Below are 17,583 nucleotides of genomic sequence, written 5' to 3' on the forward strand. Positions count from 1 at the left end.
CGCATGACCTCGTCCTCTTTCCCAAAATCCGCGGTGCTCTGCGCCAAGCCTCTGGTGCCTGCAATGCCTGCGGGCATCTCGCGCCGCAACCTGCTGGGCGCTGCGGCTGCCACCGGTGTGGCGCTTGCCGCCGGCGGCTTTGCCGTGCTGGGCTCCAGCAATGCCTTTGCCGCCAGCGTGGCGGCCGATGATTTCCTGCGCCTGTCGGAGTTTGTCACCGGCGGCAGCCCGCTGTCGGCCGGCCTGGCCACGCGCTACCTGGCGGCACTGACCAAGAGCGATGCCAGCTTTGCCGCCGCTGCACAAGCGCTGCACCAGCATGTGGCCAGCCAGAAGATCAGCCATGTCGACGACCTGCTTGTCGCGCCCGATCTGGACCCGGCGCTGCGCGCCACCGCGACCCAGATCGTCTCGGCCTGGTACCTGGGCGTTGTCGGCGAAGACGCTGACGCCGTGCTGATCAGCTATGCCAATGCGCTGATGTACCGCCCCACGGCCGGCATCCTCGATATTCCTACCTACGGCAGTGGCCCTGATTCCTGGGGCGAAAAGCCCGTTGTGCCTGCCAGCCCCAACAAGAAGAGCCCACAAGCATGAGCAGCAACCAAACGCAATACGACGCCGACCTGATCGTCATCGGCTCCGGGGTCATGGGCGGCATCATCGGTGCCAAGCTGGCGCAGGCTGGCAAGTCCGTCATCATTCTGGAAGCCGGCCCACGCGTGCGCCGTGCCGACATCGTCGAGACCTTCCGCAATGCGCCGATCAAGCTCTCGCTGGCCAATATGAAGCTGCAGGGCGCCGGCTCGCCGTTCCCCAATCCGCCGCACATCCCGTCGACCTATGGCGACTACCTGCAGCAGACCGGCCCGGTGAAATACCCCACCAAGTACCTGCGCGTGGTGGGCGGCACCACCTGGCATTTTGGCTCGGCGCTGTGGCGCATGATCCCCAATGACTTCAAGCTGCAGACCTTGTATGGCCGTGGCCGCGACTGGCCGATTGGCTACGACGAGCTCGAACCCTACTACTGCGAAGCCGAGGCCGAGCTGGGCGTGACCGGCTACGACGGCCAGGACGAGAGCGGCCACGGCGGCGAGGCGCATCCGCCGCGCTCCAAGCCCTTCCCGATGAAGGGCTTCAATGTGCCTTACTTCATGCAGCGCATGGACGAGATGCTCAAGCCCGGTGGCTACAACCCGGTGCTGGAGCCCCATGGCCGCGCCAGCCGCCCCTACGGCAACCGCCCGGTCTGCGCCGGCAACAACAACTGCAACCCGGTCTGCCCCATTGGCGCCAAGTACGACGGCTCCATGCACATCGATGTGGCCGAGCGCGCAGGCGCCAAGCTGCTCGACAACGCTGTGGTCTACAAGATAGAGGCGGGTGACGACGGCAAGATCACGGCCGTGCACTACAAGAAGCCCGATGGCACATCGCATCGCCTGACCGCGCGCCACTTTGTGCTGGCCGCCTATGGCATCGAAAGCCCCAAGCTGCTCCTGATGTCCACCTCGGAAAAATACCCGAACGGCATTGCCAACTCCTCCGACCAGGTGGGCCGCAACCTGATGGGCCACACCGGTATCAGCATGAACATCATGATGAACGAGGATGTGTGGCCGGGCCAGGGCCCGACCGAGCTGCTGGTCTACCTGAACTACCGCGATGGCGCTTTCCGCAAGGACATCCCCAGCTACAAGACCAAGTTCCGCAACACGGTGACGACCTCGCAGATTGCCTCCAGCCTGATCGCCAAGGGCGTGCTGGGCAGCAAGCTGGACGAGGAAATCCGCCGCCAGTCGGCCCGCTCGCTCAACGTCGCGGTGGACTTCGAGACCGAGGCCTTGCCGCAAAACCGCGTGGTGCCCAGCAAGACCAAGACGGATGCGATCGGCATCCCCGTGCCCGAGATCTACTACAGCGTCAACGACTACTGGAACGCTGGCCGCGACTTCGCGGTCAAGGACCTGCAGCGCATGGCCGGCCTGCTCAATGCCGATGTGCTGAAGATGGACACCAACCACCAGGACCGCCAGCACATCATGGGCACCACCATCATGGGCGACGATCCGAGCAACTCCGTGGTGGACCGCGACTGCCGCACCCATGACCATTCCAACCTGTTCATCGCCGGTACCAGCGTGATGCCCTCGGCATCCTGCATGAACCCGACCCTGACCGGTGCGGCCTTGAGCGTGCGTATTGCACACCAGCTGCTGAAAGAAATTTAAGCAGTCCGGCCTCAGCTGCGTTCAGCGCTGAGGCCAGCATTCCCCTCGGATAAGCCCCGAGCAGGACAATACCGGCCATGATCGTCCGTCCTCCCTTGCATTGGCTGCGCATGCTGTTTGTGTGGCGCGGCTCCATCCTGCCGGCAATCACGCCGCAGCTGATCATCATCACCATCCTCGCGGTGGTGGCCACGATGCTGCACGGCTCCATCCTGAGCTGGAAGGTGCCGCTGAACTTTGTGCCGTTCTCGCTGATCGGCCTGACCCTGGCGATCTTTCTGGGCTTCAGAAACAGCACCTCGTATGCGCGCTTCTGGGAGGCACGCACGCTCTGGGGCGTGTTCCTGGTCGAGAGCCGGCACCTGGCCGCCCAGGCGCTGAGCCTGACCCAGGACCGCGCACAGACGCGGGTGCTGGTGCTGCGCCTCTGCGCCTTTGCCTATGCGCTCAAGCACCAGCTGCGTGGCAGCGATGCGCGGGCCGATCTGGCGTTGTTCCTGCCGCCGGCTGAGGTGCAGCAGATCAGCGAGGCGCGCTTTCCTGCCGCCATGGCCATGCTGCTGGTGCAGCGCTGGGTGGGTGAGCAATGCCAGCAGGGCCGCATTGCCGCGCCCGTGGTGCCCGTGTTCGAGCAAGCGCTGGCGCGGCTGGGCAGTGCGCTGGGCGGCTGCGAGCGCATCGCCAGCACGCCCATACCGTTCACCTATTCGGTGATCCTGCACCGCAGCATCTACATCTACTGCTTTCTGCTGCCTTTTGGCCTGCTCGACTCCATCGGCACGATGACGCCGGTGATCGTCTGCTTTGTCGCCTACACCTTCTTCGCGCTGGAGGCGCTGGGCGCCGAGCTGGAGCACCCCTTTGGCATGGAAGCCAATGACCTGGCGCTCGATGCCATGGTCTACGGCATTGAGTCCTCGGTGCTGGAGATGCTGGGCGAGGCACCGCTGGCTAAGGCTCCCCAGGTGCGCGATTTTGTACTGCACTGAAGACCAGGCTGGCGCGCAGTCCTGGGCCCTCTGAGCGCGGCGCCAGCTGAAACCGCGCCTGCTGCAGATGGGCCAGCTTGGCCACAATCGCCAGGCCCAGGCCAGCGCCCTGGCCCAGCGACTGGCCGCTGGGCCCTTGCTGCCAGCGCTGCATGGCGGCCTGGCATTGTTCCTCGCTCATGCCCGGGCCATCGTCGATGACGGCCAGCTCGACGCTGCCGCCATCGTCGGCGGCCTGCAAGGCCACAGTGACCGATTGCCCGCCATAGCGCAGCGCATTGAGGATCAGGTTGTCCAGCATGGCCGCGAGCAGGTTGGCATCGGCGGCGATGCGCAACTGCTCGGCCTCGGCCGTGTCCAGGCCCTCGGCACCCAGGTCGATCCGGGCGCGGCTGGCGGCATCCCAGTGGCGCAGCACCGCCTGCTGCACCTGCTCGGCAGCGGCCACCGGCGCCAGTTGCACGGCGCTGGCCTCGTCACTCAGCGCCAATAGCAGCAGCTGGTCCACCAGGTGGCTGGCACGCGCCACGCTGTCGGAGATGCGCTGCAGTTGCTGCTGCTGCACGGCGGGGTCGGCATGGCCCAGGCCATAGTCGGCCAGCGCCTTGATGCCAGCCAGCGGCGTGCGTACCTCATGGGCCACATTGCCGGCAAACTCGCGCTGGGCCTCGACGTTGTCGGCAATGCGGGCGAGCAGCGCATTGGTGGTCTGGCGCAGCTGCTCTATCTCGCGCGTGGTGGCTGGCGCGCTGGGTGGGATGGGCGCTAGGTCCTGCGCATCGCGCCGCGACAGCGACCGTTGCAGCGCGGCCAGCGGCGCCATGTCCTGGCCGATGCGGTGGTGCAGCCACCAGAGCAGCAGCACCAGCAAGGTGAGCTGCGGGATCGCGGCATAGAGGAACAAATGCTGGATCAGGCTGTCGCGCACCCGCGTGGTGTGCATCATCACGATGCTGAGCTGCTGCTCACCCACGGCGCTGCGCAGCGCCACGGCCCGCACCAGCTGGCCGTTGTAGAGGGTTTCGCGGTAGCTCACCGGCTCGCTCTCGTCCCAGGGCAAGAGCGGCAGCGGCTCGCCAGCCAGCTGGCTGCCATCGCTGCGGTAGACGGCGTAGTACACATACTCGGCCTGGTCGAAGAGGGCGGCCTTGAGCTCGCTGTCGGTCAGCTGCAGGGCCACCTCGCCTTCGTCATCGGCACGCAGGTGCGAGGCAATCGCATAGGCATCGTCGAGCAGCGCGCGGTCGAAGGCGCTTTGGGTGAAATGGTTGGCCAGCGCCATCATGAACACGGTGCCCAGCAGCCAGGTCCAGACCAGCGGCGATCGCACATGGCGCAGCACGCGCATGCGCAGCGAGGGCAGCGGGCCGGGGCGGGTGGTGGATGTGGTGGTGGCGGTGGTGCTCATGCGGCATCGCCGCTGTCGGCCTCGATCAGGTAGCCAATGCCGCGCAGGGTGCGGATGGCCGCGCCGCTGTGCTGCAGCTTTTTGCGCAGCCGCGAGATAAAGGCTTCGAGCGCGTTGTCGCCCAGCGCATCGTCATAGCCCGAGAGCTTGTCCGACAGGCTGCGCTTGCTCAATGCGCGGCCGGGCGGGCTCATCAGCTCCCACAGCACTTCAAACTCGCGCGCGGGCAGGTCCAGCGGCTGCATGCCGACGCGAAAACGCCGGTTGTTGCGCTCCAGGCTGAGCTGGCCCACGGTCGATACATCCTGGGTGCCAATCGCGCGGCGCACCAGGGCGCGCAGCCGGGCCTCGACCTCGGCCAGCTCAAAGGGTTTGCCCAGGTAGTCGTCGGCGCCGCTGTCCAGGCCGGCGATGCGGTCCGGGGTCTGGTTGCGGGCGGTGAGCACCAGCACGGGCGTGTTGTCGCCACGGCGCCGCGCCTGCTGCAGCAGCGCCAGGCCGCTGCCCATCGCACTGCCGCGCACGGCGCTGCAGGGTAGGTTCAGGTCGAGCAGGATGGCGTCAAAGCGCTGCACCCGCCACCAGTGCTCCGCCGCACCCAGGTCGGCCGCCTGGTCCACATGGTGGCCCGCATCGCGCAGGCTGCTGACCACCACATCGCGCAGCACGGCATCGTCTTCAATCACAAGAATTCGCATGGCCCAAGCCTAGCAAAAGCACAACACAGCAGCCAGAAAAAAGCCTGTTCAGGCCGGGTGGCGAGAACAGGCGCACTGGAGTGCAACGGGGTCAGGACGATGCCGTAGCGGGCACCGCGCTCTCTTGCGCATGGGCAAAGGCACGGGCTTCCTTGCGCGATTTGCGCACGCCCGACCAGATGGCCCACAGCAGGATCGCGCCAGTCAGTGCCAGCAGGGAGGCGCTGATCGGCCGGTTGAAGAACACCGTGGCATCGCCCCGCGACAGCAGCATGGCGCGGCGCAGGTTTTCTTCCAGCATCGGCCCCAGGATGTAGCCCAGCAACAGCGGTGCCGCCTCAAAACGCAGCACCATCAGCACATAGCCGATGACGCCAAGCACGGCCACCATGTAGATGTCGAACAGGTTGTTGTTGACGCTGTAGACGCCGAGCGCGACAAACACCAGGATCGCCGGGTACATCCAGGCAAAGGGAATGCGCAGCAGCGCGACCCACAGCCCGATGGTGGGCAGGTTCAGAATCACCAGGAAGATATTGCCGATCGCAAAGCTGACGATCAGCCCCCAGAACAGCTCAGGCTGCTCGGTCATCAACATCGGGCCGGGCTGGATACCGTGGATGATCAGCGCGCCCAGCATCACGGCCATCACCGCGTCGCCCGGAATACCGATGGACAGCGAGGGCACAAAGGCGGTTTGCGCAGCCGCATTGTTGGCCGATTCGGGCGCGGTGATGCCTTCGATGGCGCCATGGCCAAAGCGGCTCGGGTCCTTGGCCACACGCTTTTCAATCGCGTAGGACATGAAGGACGCGATCGATGGCCCCACGCCCGGCAGCGCGCCGAGGAAGGAGCCCAGCGCCGAGCCACGCAGCATCGGCTTGATGGTGTCGCGGAATTCCTGGCGCTCAGGCACCATCGATCGCAAGGTGACCTTGTCGGGCTTTTGGTTGGCATCGGCCAGGTTGATGCAGCGGATCACCTCGGCCACGCCAAACAGGCCCATCGCCAGTGCCACCAGGTTGACGCCGTCCATCAGCTCGGGGATGTCGAAGGAATAACGCGCAACGCCCGAGTTCACATCGGTGCCGATCATGCCCAGCAGCAGGCCGAAGACCACCATGCACAGACCCTTGGTGGCCGAGCCGGCGCTCATCGACGAAGCCGCCACCAGGCCCAGCAGCATCATCGAGAAGAACTCGGTGGGGCCGAATTGCAGGCCGATCTTGGAGATCGCTGGCGAGAACAGCACCAGCAGGATCAGGCCCGACATGGCGCCGACCAGCGAGGCAATCGTGGTGACAAAGAGCGCCACCCCGGCCTTGCCTTTGCGCGCCATCGGGTAGCCGTCCAGACAGGTCACCGCCGATGACGGTGAGCCCGGCAGGTTCAGCAGAATAGAGGCGGTGGAGCCGCCGTACTGCGCGCCGTAGTAGACGCCGGCCAGCATGATGATGGCCGCCGTGGGCGACATATGGTAGGTAAAGGGCAGCAGCAGCGAGATGGCGGCCAGCGCACCGATGCCGGGCAGCACGCCGACGACGGTGCCCAAAAATACGCCCAGGAAGCAGTACCAGAGCGTTGAGGGATCGGCCACTACATTGAGGCCCATCCAGAGGTTTCCAAGCAAATCCATAGAGATCCTTTGTCAGTGCCGGGCTCAGGGCCAGATGGGCAAGGTCATGCGTAGACCAATGGGAAAGATGACCGTGGTCAGCGCAGCCACGGCCAGGCTGACCAGCAGGCGCGTGCGCAGGCTCATCTTGGTGGCGATCAGTGCGACCAGGCTGGCGGCCAGCGCGGCCAGTGCCACGCCCAGCGGGTAGAGCAGCAGCGCAAAGGCCAGCAGGCTGGCCACGGACCAGAACAGGTTGCCCCACTGCAGCACGATGGGGCTGCCCTGGCGCCACCAGGCGGGTATCGCCAGCAGCAGGCCCAGGCCAAACAGCAGCCAGCCCAGTACGACGGGGAAGTAGCCCGGCCCCATGCGGTCTGCACTGCCAAAGTTGTATTCGCGCCCATAGAGCGCAAAGAACAGGCCTGCTGCTGACATCAGCAGGCCGCCGACGATGTCATGGATGTCTCTTGTCATTTTCATTCGGTTCAATCCTGTGTGGTTCCATGCCCGCGCGCATCTTGGCCAGGATGGACACGCACGCAGGCGCCGCCACCTTAAGGGCGCTTACCTGACGGGAACCTGATTGCAGGGCGCAAGTCGCGCTCGCAGACGTGCTGCGGGCGACTCGGCGTTGGAACACGAATGAAGGGGGAGCAGCGCCGCTCAGCCCAGCGCAGGCAGGCTGCCGGCCTTTTGGGATTGCTCCAGCAGGAAGCTGATCATCGTGCGCACCGCCTTGGTCTGGTGGCGGTTGGGCATCCACAGCAGGTACATGTGGTTGCCGAAAATGCTCAGGCGCCAGTCGCGTAAGGTGGTGACGACCTCGCCACGCTCGACCTCGGCGCGGATCACATAGTCCGGCACGATGCCCACACCCAGGCCGGCCATGATGCCCTGGCGCAGAAACGGAAAATGCTCGGAGATGAGGCTGGGCTCCAGCCGGATCTCCTTGCGCACCTCGCCCTGGTAGGCGCGCACCAGCAGCTGCTTGCCCACCACGCCACTGGTGATCAGCGGCACATGGCGCAGGTCCTCGGGCTGCTGGGGCAGCATGTTCTGGCCCGCATAGTCGATGCTGGCGCAGGCCACATAGTTCATCTCGCCCATATGGCGGGCGACCAGGTTGTCGGGTGGTGTGGGCAGCACGCGGATGGCAATGTCCACTTCGTCGCGCACCAGGTTGTCGACCCGGTTCTCAAAGATCACATCCAGCACGATGTCGGGGTAGAGGCGCTTGAAGGCGATCAGCCAGTCGCTCATCACCAGCTGGCCATAGCCGCTGGGCACCGCCAACCCGACCCGGCCCTGCAAGCCCTTGCCCAGGCTGCGGATGGTTTCGCTGGCGGCGGCCAGCTCGTTGCGGATGCTGCGGCCATGCTCATACAGGCGCAGGCCCACCTCGGTCGGCTCGACCCGGCGTGTGGTGCGGCGCACCAGCTGCACGCCCACCGATTTCTCCAGCTGGGCCAGGTGGTAGCTGACATTGGCGCGGCTCATCTTGAGCTTGGCGGCGGCGCGGCTGAGGTTGCCAGAATCGATGATTTCCACCAGCAAGGTGAGGGCGTTGTGGTCCATGGGATGCGATTGTCTAAATTCCTTTGACAGTCTGTCAATCCTCTATGTGATTGTCAAATAAGCCTAGTTGCACTGACAATGGTTCGCAACAAGCTTTCGATTGATCTACCAGGAGACATGCATGAGCGCTGAAAACGCCGCTGTAGTGAACATCGCCCGCGAAGGGCACGTGTTGGTCGTCACCATCCAGAACCCCCCCGTCAACGCCTTGAGCCAGGCCGTGCGCCAGGGTTTGGCCGATGCCGTGGCCCAGGCGCGCAGCGATGCGCAGGTCCAGGCCATCTTGCTGGTGGGCAGCGGCAAAGCCTTTATCGCCGGTGCCGACATCCGTGAGTTCGGCAAGCCCGCGATGCCACCCAGCCTGCCCGATGTGCTGGTGCAGCTGGAAAACAGCGACAAGATCGTCGTCGCCGCCATCCATGGCCCGGCGCTGGGCGGTGGCCTGGAAGTGGCGCTGTCCTGCCACTACCGCCTGGCCGTCTCTGGCGCCAAGCTGGGCCTGCCCGAAGTGCAACTGGGCCTGCTGCCCGGCGCCGGTGGCACGCAGCGCACCCCCCGCCTGATTGGCGTCAAGGCCGCACTGGATCTGATGCTCTCGGGCCGCCATGCCAGTGCCGAAGAAGCGCTGGCCATGGGCCTGGTCGATAAGGTCGAGCCCGCCGGCAGCGATGCCCGCACGGCCGGCCTGGCCTATGCCAACGCACTGCTGGCGCAGAACGCCCCGGTGCGCCGCACCCGCGAAGCTACGGCCCTGGCCGACAAGGCCGCGTCGCAGGCTGAGTTGGACACCGCCAAGGCCGAATCGGCCAAGAAAAGCCGGGGCCTGTTCTCGCCCGGCAAGATCATCGAATGCGTGCAAGGCGCGCTGGACCTGCCGTTTGAGCAGGGCATGCAAAACGAGCGCAAGCTGTTTGTGCAATGCCTGGAGAGCCCGCAGCGCGCCGGCTTGATCCATGCCTTCTTTGCCGAGCGTGAAACCGCCAAGATCCCTGAAGCCAAGGCCGCCGCACCGCGCGCCCTGAACAGCATCGGCGTGGTGGGTGGCGGCACCATGGGCGCCGGTATCACCGTGGCGGCACTGGATGCCGGCCTGCCGGTGGTGATGGTCGAGCGCGATGCGGAATCCATCGCCCGGGGCCGCGCCAATGTGGAAAAGGTCTACGACGGCCTGATCGCCAAGGGCCGCATGACGGCCGAGAAAAAGGCCGCCATCATGGCGCGCTACAGCGGCAGCACCGACTACGCCGCGCTCGCCCAGGTCGACCTGGTGATCGAGGCGGTGTTTGAAGAGATGGGCGTCAAGAAGGCCGTGTTTGCCGAGCTGGACAAGGTCTGCAAGCCCGGCGCCGTGATTGCCACCAATACCTCCTACCTGGATATCGATGCGATTGCCGCGAGCATCTCGCGTCCGCAGGATGTCATCGGTCTGCACTTCTTCAGCCCCGCCAACATCATGAAGCTGCTGGAGATCGTGGTGCCCGCCAAGGTGAGCGCCGATGTGGTGGCCACCGCTTTCGAGCTGGCCCGCCGCATGAAGAAGGTGCCGGTGCGCGCCGGTGTCTGCGATGGCTTTATCGGCAACCGCATTCTGGCCGTGTACCGCGAAGCGGCCAACTACCTGCTCGAAGACGGTGCCTCGCCCTACCAGATCGATGAGGCCGTGCGCGAGTTTGGCTACCCCATGGGCCCCTTCCAGGTCGCCGACCTGGCCGGTGGCGACATTGGCTGGGCCACGCGCAAGCGCAAGGCTGCCACGCGCGACCCCAAGGCCCGCTATGTGCAGATTGCCGACCGCATTGCCGAAAAAGGCTGGTTTGGCCAGAAGACCCAGCGCGGCTACTACCTGTACCCGCAAGGCGCGCGTGTGGGCGAGCAAGACCCTGAAGTGCTGGCGATTGTGGATGCCGAGCGCCAGCGTGCTGGCGTGACGCCGCGCAGCTTCAGCAATGCCGAGATCATGCGCCGCTACATGGCCGCGATGGTCAACGAAGGCGCCAACGTGGTGCGCGAAGGCATTGCGCTGCGTCCGCTGGATGTGGATGTGACCTTCCTCTACGGCTACGGCTTCCCGCGCTTCCGGGGTGGCCCGATGAAATGGGCCGACATGGTGGGCCTGGACAAGATCCTGGCCGACATCCGTGAGTTCGCCAAGGAAGACGCGCTGTTCTGGACGCCATCGCCGCTCTTGGTGGAGCTGGTGGAGAAGGGCGAGAACTTCGAGAGCCTGAACAAGGCGGCCTGACGCAGAGTCAGGCTTGAGGCAACCCCTGGCTTCCATGCAGGCGAAGCCCGGGTTGCACTATCAAAAATGGCGGTTAGCGCTTGGGTGACAAGCGCTGCCGGCCCCAAAAATCACAATCAACGGTCGCTCAGACCCAAGGAGACATGCATGCGTGAAGCCGTCATCGTTTCGACAGCGCGTACGCCGCTGGCCAAATCCCACCGTGGGGAATTCAATGTCACGCCCGGTGCGCAGCTGGCGGCCTTTTCCATCAGCGCAGCGGTGCAGCGCGCCGGCATCGACCCGGCCCTGATCGAAGACGTGGTGCTGGGCTGCGGCTACCCCGAAGGGACGACCGGCCGCAATATCGGCCGCCAGGCGGCTGTGCGTGCCGGCCTGCCCATCAGCGTGGGCGGCACCGTGGTCAACCGCTTCTGCGCCTCGGGCCTGCAGGCGATTGCCTTTGCGGCTGGCCGCATCATTGTCGATGGCGCACCAGCGATGGTGGCAGGCGGTGTCGAGAGCATCTCGCTGATCCGTTCGAGCAACACCAACCCCTCGGATGCCGATCCCTGGCTGGTGGAGCACAAGCCTGACCTGTTCATGGCGATGATCGACACCGCCGATGTGGTGGCCAAGCGCTACGGCATCAGCCGCGAAGACCAAGACGCCTTCTCGCTGCAAAGCCAGCAGCGCACCGCAGCGGCGCAGGCCAATGGCACCTTTGACAACGAGATCGTGCCCTGCGCCACGCGCATGGCCGAGAAGAACAAGGAAACCGGTGAGGTCAGCTACAAGGACGTCACCGCGACCATGGACAACTGCAACCGCCCCTCGACCACGCTCGAAGGCCTGGCCAAGCTGGAACCCGTCAAGGGCGCGGGCAACTTTGTCACCGCCGGCAATGCCTCGCAGCTGTCCGATGGTTCGGCCGCCTGCGTGCTGATGGAGGCCAAGGAAGCGGCCAAGCTGGGCTTGACGCCGCTGGGCGCCTTCCGTGGCCTGGCCATTGCCGGTTGCGAGCCCGACGAGATGGGCATCGGCCCGGTATTTGCCGTGCCCAAGCTGCTGGCGCGCCACGGCCTGACGGTGCAGGACATTGACCTCTGGGAACTGAACGAGGCCTTTGCCTCGCAGGCGCTGTACTGCCAGCGCAAGCTGGGCATCCCCATGGACCGCCTCAACGTCAACGGCGGCGCGATCTCCATCGGCCACCCCTTTGGCATGACCGGCGCGCGCTTGACCGGCCACATCCTGCTCGAAGGCCAGCGCCGCAAGGCCCGGGGCGAAAAAGTGAAGTGGGGCGTGGTGACCATGTGTGTGGGCGGCGGCATGGGTGCCGCTGGCCTCTTTGAGATTTTTTAAGGAACTGCGATGGATTTGCAATTCAGCCCCGAAGAAGAAGCCTTCCGCGCCGAAGTACGTGCGTTTCTGCAAGACAACCTGCCCCCGGAGCTGGCCGCCAAGGTCAAGGCTGGCCAGCGCCTGACGCGCTTTGACCAGGAAAACTGGCATGCCATCCTGAACAAGAAGGGCTGGCTGGCCTACCACTGGCCGCAGGAGTTTGGCGGCACGGGCTGGTCGCCGGTGCAGAAGTTCATTTTTGATGACGAGTGTGCCCTGGCCGGTGGCCCGCGCCTGGTGCCTTTTGGCTTGTCCATGCTTGGTCCGGTGCTGATCAAGTACGGCAACGAGGCGCAGAAGAGCCACTGGCTGCCGCGCATTCTGAATGGCGATGACTGGTGGTGCCAGGGTTACTCCGAGCCGGGGGCAGGCTCCGACCTGGCCTCGCTGAAGACCACGGCTGTGCGCAACGGCGACCACTACATCGTCAACGGCCAGAAGACCTGGACCACCCAGGGCCAGCACGCCAACATGATGTTCTGCCTGGTGCGCACCAACAAAGAGGTGAAGTCGCAGCAAGGCATCAGCTTTGTGCTGATCGACATGAACCAGCCTGGCGTCGAAGTGCGCCCCATCCGCACCCTGGATGGCGACAAGGAAGTCAACGAAGTCTTTCTGACCGATGTGAAGGTGCCGCTGGACAACCTGGTGGGCGAGGAGAACAAGGGCTGGACCTATGCCAAGTACCTGCTGACCTATGAGCGCACCGGCATTGCCGGCGTGGGCTTCTCGATGGCCGGGCTGGAAAAGCTCAAGGTGATTGCCCAGCGCGTGCAGCGCAATGGCAAGCCGCTGATCGAAGACCCGCAGTTTGCCACCCGCATGGCCAAGGTCGAGATCGAGCTGCTGAACATGGCCACCACCAACTTGCGCGTGATCGCCTCGGTCGCGGGCGGCGGTGTGCCGGGCGCCGAGAGCTCGATGCTCAAGATCAAGGGCACCGTCGTGCGCCAGGAGCTGCTGTCGCTGATCCGCCGTGCGATGGGCCCCTATGCGCTGCCCTTTATCGAAGAGGCGCAGTTTGCCGAATACGCCGATGAGCCCGTGGGCCCCAAGGAGGCGGCCACCGCCGCTGCGGCCTATTTCAACTACCGCAAGCTGTCGATCTTCGGCGGCTCGAACGAGATCCAGCGCAACATCATCTCCAAGATGATCCTCGGGCTATGAAATAAGCCACCCCCTGAGGCGCTGCGCGCCTTCCCCCTGGAAGGGGGACGACGCCTTTGCTGCGGGGCGGCCCTTGCTGGCGTCTCGCAGCTGTGCTCTGCAGGTTCCAGGCGCTGCGCTCTCAGCAAGCGCCATGGTTTGACAAGGAGATTTTATGAACTTTCAACTGGATGAAGACCGCCGCATGCTGGCGGATGCGCTGGGCCGCTACCTGAGCGAGCAGTACAGCACCGAGTACCGCAACAAGGCCGCCTATGGCGCCCAGGGCTTCAGTGCCGAGACCTATGCCAAGCTGGCCGAACTGGGCGCGATTGGCGCGCTGTTCAAGGAGGCCGATGGCGGCTTTGGTGGCGATGGCGTCGATATCAGCGTGGTGTTCGAGGCACTGGGTACGCACCTGGTCGCAGAGCCGCTGCTGGGCGCCTTGCTGGTGGGCCGCGCGCTGACCGAGGCCGGCAGCGATGTGCAAAAGGCGCAGCTCGAAGGCATCATCGGCGGCGAGACCATTGCCGCGCTGGCGCATGACGAGCCGGCGAACCACTACGAGCTGAACCGCGTCGCGACCACCGCCCAAACCGACGGCGATGGCTGGGTGCTGAACGGCAGCAAGGCCGTGGTGCTGTTTGGCGACCAGGCGCAGCTGCTGCTGGTCTCCGCCCGCACGGCAGGCGCCGTGGGCGATGAGGCGGGTATCTCGCTGTTCCTGGTGCCGGGCGATGCCGCTGGCATCAGCAGCCGGGGCTATGGCCGCATCGATGGTGGCCATGCCGCCGAGCTGGTGCTGGCCAATGTCAAGGTCGGCGCTGATGCCTTGCTCGGCAAGCTGGGCGAAGGCCATGCGCTGCTCGAACGCATCTGCGGCTTTGGCCTGCTGGCGCTGGCGGCCGAATCGCTGGGCGCGATGGATGTGGCCAAGAACCACACCCTGGAGTACCTGCGTACCCGCAAGCAGTTTGGCGTGCCGATCGGCAGCTTTCAGGCGCTGCAGCACCGCATGGCCGATCTGCTGCTCGAAGCCGAGCAGGCCCGCTCGGCCGTCATCAACGCAGCTGCTGCCATCGACAACCCTGACTACATCGAGCGTGAAAAAGCGCTGTCGGCGGCCAAGTACAGCGTGGGCCAGATTGGCACCCTGATGGCCGAAGAGGCGATCCAGATGCATGGCGGCATTGGCGTGACCTGGGAGCTGCCGCTGGCGCACTACGCCAAGCGCATCATCATGATCGACCACCAGCTGGGCGACATGGACCACCACCTGGCGCGCTACATGGCGCTGCAGGCCCAGGAACGCGCTGCAGCCAAGGCCGCCTGATGACGACCGCCAGCAACGCAAACCCCGCGCTGCTGGCGCGCCGCGAAGGCGGCGTGCTGGTGCTGACCAACAACAACGAGGCGGCGCGCAACGCGCTGTCGCCCGACTTCTACCTGGGCCTGACGGCCGCGCTCCAGGACGCAGCGACCGACCCGGCCGTGGGCGCGATTGTGCTCACCGGTGCCGGCGGGCATTTCTGCTCGGGCGGCGATCTACGCCGCATTGCGACGCGCCGCGACCAGCCGCTGGAAAAGCGCCGCGAGCTGCTCGAAGGCCTGCATGACCTGGTGCGTGCGCTACGCGACTGCCCCAAGCCCGTCGTGGCGGCGGTGGAGGGCGCAGCGGCCGGCGCCGGCCTGTCGCTGGCCTTGGCATGCGACATGTTGGTGGCAGCGCGCAATGCCGCGTTTTCGGTGGCCTATGTGAAGGTGGGGCTGTCGCCCGACGGCGGCGCCACGGCCTTTCTGGCCGAGCACCTGTCGCGCCAGCTGCTGACCGAGCTGTGCCTGACCGGCGACCGGGTGAGCGGCGAGCGCATGCAGCAACTGGGCCTGGTTAACCGCCTGGCCGAGCCGGGCGATGCACTGGCCCACGCCATCGCATTGGCCGCGCAGATGGCTGAAGGCCCCTTGCAGGCCATGGCCAGCATCAAGTCGCTGTGCCGCGCTGCCTATGACAACAGCCTGGAAGCGCAGCTGGACATGGAAGCCGAGCTGATGGTGCAGGCGCAGGCCACACCGGAATCGGCCGAAGGCATTGCCGCGTTTTTGGAAAAGCGCCCCGCCAACTACCTGCAGCTGCGCAGCTGACAGGGACTGAGAAAAATGGCACCAGAATCGGCCTGGAAAATGGGCCGGCCTGGTGATCCGAGGAGACAAGTATGCGTGAGGAAGAGAAAGCCAGGGCCCTGCCGCTGGCGGGTGTCAAGGTCCTGGACCTGTCCCGTGTTTTTGCCGGCCCTTTGTGCGGCCAGGTGCTGGGCGACATGGGTGCCGAGGTGATCAAGGTGGAGCACCCCAAGCGCGGTGACGACACCCGTGACTGGGGCCTGCGCATTGGCAAGACCGAGACCACCTACTACAACAGCATGAACCGCAACAAGCGGTCCATCACCGTCGATCTGCAAAAGCCCGAAGGGCTGGCGCTGATCCTGGAGATGCTGCCGCAGTTCGATGTGGTGATCCACAACTTCAAGCATGGCGGCGCTGACAAGCTGGGCCTGGGCTATGAGGCGCTGAAGGCCTTGAAGCAGGACCTGATCTATTGCAGCGTGACCGGCTATGCCACCGACACCGATGAAGCGGCCCGCCCGGGCTATGACATCCTGGTGCAGGGCGAGGCTGGCTTGATGGCGATGAATGGCGAGGCATCGCAGCCACCGCTGAAGTTTGGCGTGGCCGTGGTGGACCTGATGACCGGCATGAGCGCCGCCCAGGCGGTACTGGCCGCACTGTTTGCCCGCGAGCGCACCGGCCAGGGCCGCAAGATCGACATGGCGCTGTTCGACAACGGCGTCAGCATCACCGGCTACTACGGGCTCGATGCGCTGTTCATGGGCAAGGACCCGGAGCGCTTTGGCAATGCCCATCCGTCGATCGTGCCCTATGGCATGTTCGAGGCCGCCGATGGCCCGCTGATCATTGCGGTGGGCAACAACTCGCAGTTCGAGCGCTTCTGCCGCGATGTGATCGAGCGCCCCGACCTGGCCGACAACCCCAAGTACGCCACCAATGTGGAACGCGCCAAGGACCGCAAGCTGCTGCTGCCGCTGATGATCGAGACCATCCGCAGCTTTCCGCGTGCGCTGCTGATCGAGCGGCTCAATGCCTGCGGCGTGCCTTGCGGCGAAGTGCTGGGCCTGCATGAGGCGCTGACCTCCGAGCGCGTGCAGCAAGCCGGCCTGGTGCAGAACATGCCCCACCCGGTGGCCGGCCAGACCGCGGTGCTGGCGCCGCCCATCCGCATGGATGACGAACGCCTGCCGATTCGCCGCGCACCACCCACACTCGGTGAAGGTACACGCGAAGTGCTGCAAAATCTGCTGCGTTTGAGTGATTCGCAATTGCAGTCGCTCCAGGCGCAAGGCGTGCTGACCTTGCCCGATTGATACCGAGGCCCGCCGACGGCGCAGGACGCTGCAGCGGGCCCAGAGTTTATTGTTAGAAAGCTGAGACTATGAAAGTACTGGTACCCGTCAAACGCGTGGTGGACTATAACGTCAAGGTGCGCGTCAAGAGCGATGGCTCGGGTGTGGACATTGCGAACGTGAAGATGTCGATGAACCCCTTTGATGAAATCGCGGTGGAAGAGGCTGTGCGATTGAAGGAAAAGGGCGTTGTGACCGAGATCATCGCGATGAGCTGTGGTGTGACCCAGTGCCAGGAGACGCTGCGCACGGCGATGGCCATTGGTGCCGACCGCGCCATCCTGGTGGAAACCGCAGAAGAGCTGCAGCCCCTCGCTGTCGCCAAGCTCCTGAAGGCCCTGGTCGACAAAGAGCAGCCAGGCCTCGTGATCTGCGGCAAGCAAGCCATTGACGACGACGCCAACCAGACCGGCCAGATGCTGGCCGCGCTGGGCGATCTGCCCCAGGCTACCTTCGCCTCCAAGGTCGAAGTCGCTGGTGACAAGGTCAATGTGACGCGCGAAGTGGACGGCGGTCTGGAGACCCTGTCTCTGTCCTTGCCCGCCGTGATCACCACCGACCTGCGCCTCAACGAGCCCCGCTACGTCACCTTGCCCAACATCATGAAGGCCAAGAAAAAGCAGCTCGATACCGTCAAGCCAGAAGACCTGGGTGTGGACGTGAGCCCGCGCCTGAAGACCTTGAAGGTGGAAGAACCCGCCAAGCGCGGCGCCGGCGTGAAGGTGCCCGATGTGGCCACCTTGATCGACAAGCTCAAGAACGAAGCCAAAGTCATCTAACGCTGCTGCTCAAAAGGAAACCTACAAATGAC

15 protein-coding genes are annotated in these 17,583 nt (G+C 65.1%); 10 read left to right on the forward strand and 5 right to left on the reverse strand.

Annotated elements, in window-relative coordinates; genetic code table 11:
- Positions 1–3 precede the first annotated feature (3 nt).
- The 3 genes from EDF71_RS22070 to EDF71_RS22080 all read left to right on the forward strand — a co-directional run bounded on the left by EDF71_RS22070 (position 4) and on the right by EDF71_RS22080 (position 3,223).
- Positions 4–597, forward strand: coding sequence for a sugar dehydrogenase complex small subunit (locus tag EDF71_RS22070; RefSeq protein WP_208301116.1), 594 nt, complete (start codon positions 4–6; stop codon positions 595–597).
- Positions 594–2,234 (forward strand): GMC family oxidoreductase, encoded by a 1,641-nt coding sequence (locus EDF71_RS22075; RefSeq protein WP_133858682.1) that lies wholly within the window; start codon positions 594–596, stop codon positions 2,232–2,234. Before EDF71_RS22070 ends, EDF71_RS22075 begins: the two co-directional genes overlap by 4 nt.
- Before the next feature lie 77 nt (positions 2,235–2,311).
- The gene (locus EDF71_RS22080; RefSeq protein WP_133858683.1) at positions 2,312–3,223 is read left to right on the forward strand and encodes a bestrophin family ion channel; all 912 of its coding nucleotides are present in this window, start codon (positions 2,312–2,314) and stop codon (positions 3,221–3,223) included.
- On the opposite strand, the gene EDF71_RS22085 is transcribed toward EDF71_RS22080, so the two are convergent.
- From EDF71_RS22085 to EDF71_RS22105, 5 genes are all read right to left on the reverse strand, one after another.
- Entirely contained in the window at positions 3,186–4,631 is a 1,446-nt protein-coding gene (locus EDF71_RS22085; RefSeq protein WP_133858684.1) for a sensor histidine kinase, read from the reverse strand. The genes EDF71_RS22080 and EDF71_RS22085 overlap by 38 nt on opposite strands.
- Positions 4,628–5,329, reverse strand: a complete 702-nt coding sequence (locus EDF71_RS22090) for a response regulator transcription factor (RefSeq protein WP_133858685.1) — start codon at positions 5,327–5,329, stop codon at positions 4,628–4,630. The genes EDF71_RS22085 and EDF71_RS22090 overlap by 4 nt, the downstream gene beginning before the upstream one ends.
- Before the next feature lie 91 nt (positions 5,330–5,420).
- Positions 5,421–6,965 carry a tripartite tricarboxylate transporter permease gene (locus EDF71_RS22095; RefSeq protein WP_133858686.1) on the reverse strand — a complete coding sequence of 515 codons (1,545 nt, stop codon included), beginning with the start codon at positions 6,963–6,965 and terminating at the stop codon, positions 5,421–5,423.
- A gap of 24 nt (positions 6,966–6,989) precedes the next feature.
- Positions 6,990–7,427, reverse strand: coding sequence for a tripartite tricarboxylate transporter TctB family protein (locus EDF71_RS22100; RefSeq protein WP_133858687.1), 438 nt, complete (start codon positions 7,425–7,427; stop codon positions 6,990–6,992).
- A gap of 183 nt (positions 7,428–7,610) precedes the next feature.
- Positions 7,611–8,522, reverse strand: coding sequence for a LysR family transcriptional regulator (locus EDF71_RS22105; RefSeq protein ID WP_133858688.1), 912 nt, complete (start codon positions 8,520–8,522; stop codon positions 7,611–7,613).
- Positions 8,523–8,643: 121 nt separating this feature from the next.
- On the opposite strand from EDF71_RS22105, the gene EDF71_RS22110 reads away from it, so the two are divergent.
- From EDF71_RS22110 to EDF71_RS22140, 7 genes are all read left to right on the forward strand, one after another.
- Positions 8,644–10,764, forward strand: a complete 2,121-nt coding sequence (locus EDF71_RS22110; RefSeq protein WP_133858689.1) for a 3-hydroxyacyl-CoA dehydrogenase NAD-binding domain-containing protein — start codon at positions 8,644–8,646, stop codon at positions 10,762–10,764.
- 147 nt (positions 10,765–10,911) lie between these two features.
- Positions 10,912–12,108 (forward strand): acetyl-CoA C-acyltransferase, encoded by a 1,197-nt coding sequence (locus EDF71_RS22115; protein ID WP_133858690.1) that lies wholly within the window; start codon positions 10,912–10,914, stop codon positions 12,106–12,108.
- A 9-nt stretch (positions 12,109–12,117) separates the two neighbouring features.
- Positions 12,118–13,314: an acyl-CoA dehydrogenase family protein gene (locus EDF71_RS22120; RefSeq protein WP_133858691.1), complete on the forward strand. Its 1,197-nt coding sequence runs from the start codon at positions 12,118–12,120 to the stop codon at positions 13,312–13,314.
- A 154-nt stretch (positions 13,315–13,468) separates the two neighbouring features.
- Positions 13,469–14,626: an acyl-CoA dehydrogenase gene (locus EDF71_RS22125; RefSeq protein WP_133858692.1), complete on the forward strand. Its 1,158-nt coding sequence runs from the start codon at positions 13,469–13,471 to the stop codon at positions 14,624–14,626.
- Positions 14,626–15,435: an enoyl-CoA hydratase gene (locus EDF71_RS22130; RefSeq protein ID WP_133858693.1), complete on the forward strand. Its 810-nt coding sequence runs from the start codon at positions 14,626–14,628 to the stop codon at positions 15,433–15,435. The genes EDF71_RS22125 and EDF71_RS22130 overlap by 1 nt, the downstream gene beginning before the upstream one ends.
- A gap of 71 nt (positions 15,436–15,506) precedes the next feature.
- A complete protein-coding gene (locus EDF71_RS22135) occupies positions 15,507–16,733 on the forward strand; it encodes a CaiB/BaiF CoA-transferase family protein (protein ID WP_133858694.1) in 1,227 nt (408 codons plus the stop codon).
- A gap of 68 nt (positions 16,734–16,801) precedes the next feature.
- Positions 16,802–17,551 (forward strand): electron transfer flavoprotein subunit beta/FixA family protein, encoded by a 750-nt coding sequence (locus EDF71_RS22140; protein ID WP_133858695.1) that lies wholly within the window; start codon positions 16,802–16,804, stop codon positions 17,549–17,551.
- Positions 17,552–17,583 lie beyond the last annotated feature (32 nt).

It is taken from the genome of Comamonas sp. JUb58, assembly GCF_004364775.1.
Lineage (GTDB): Bacteria > Pseudomonadota > Gammaproteobacteria > Burkholderiales > Burkholderiaceae_C > Comamonas.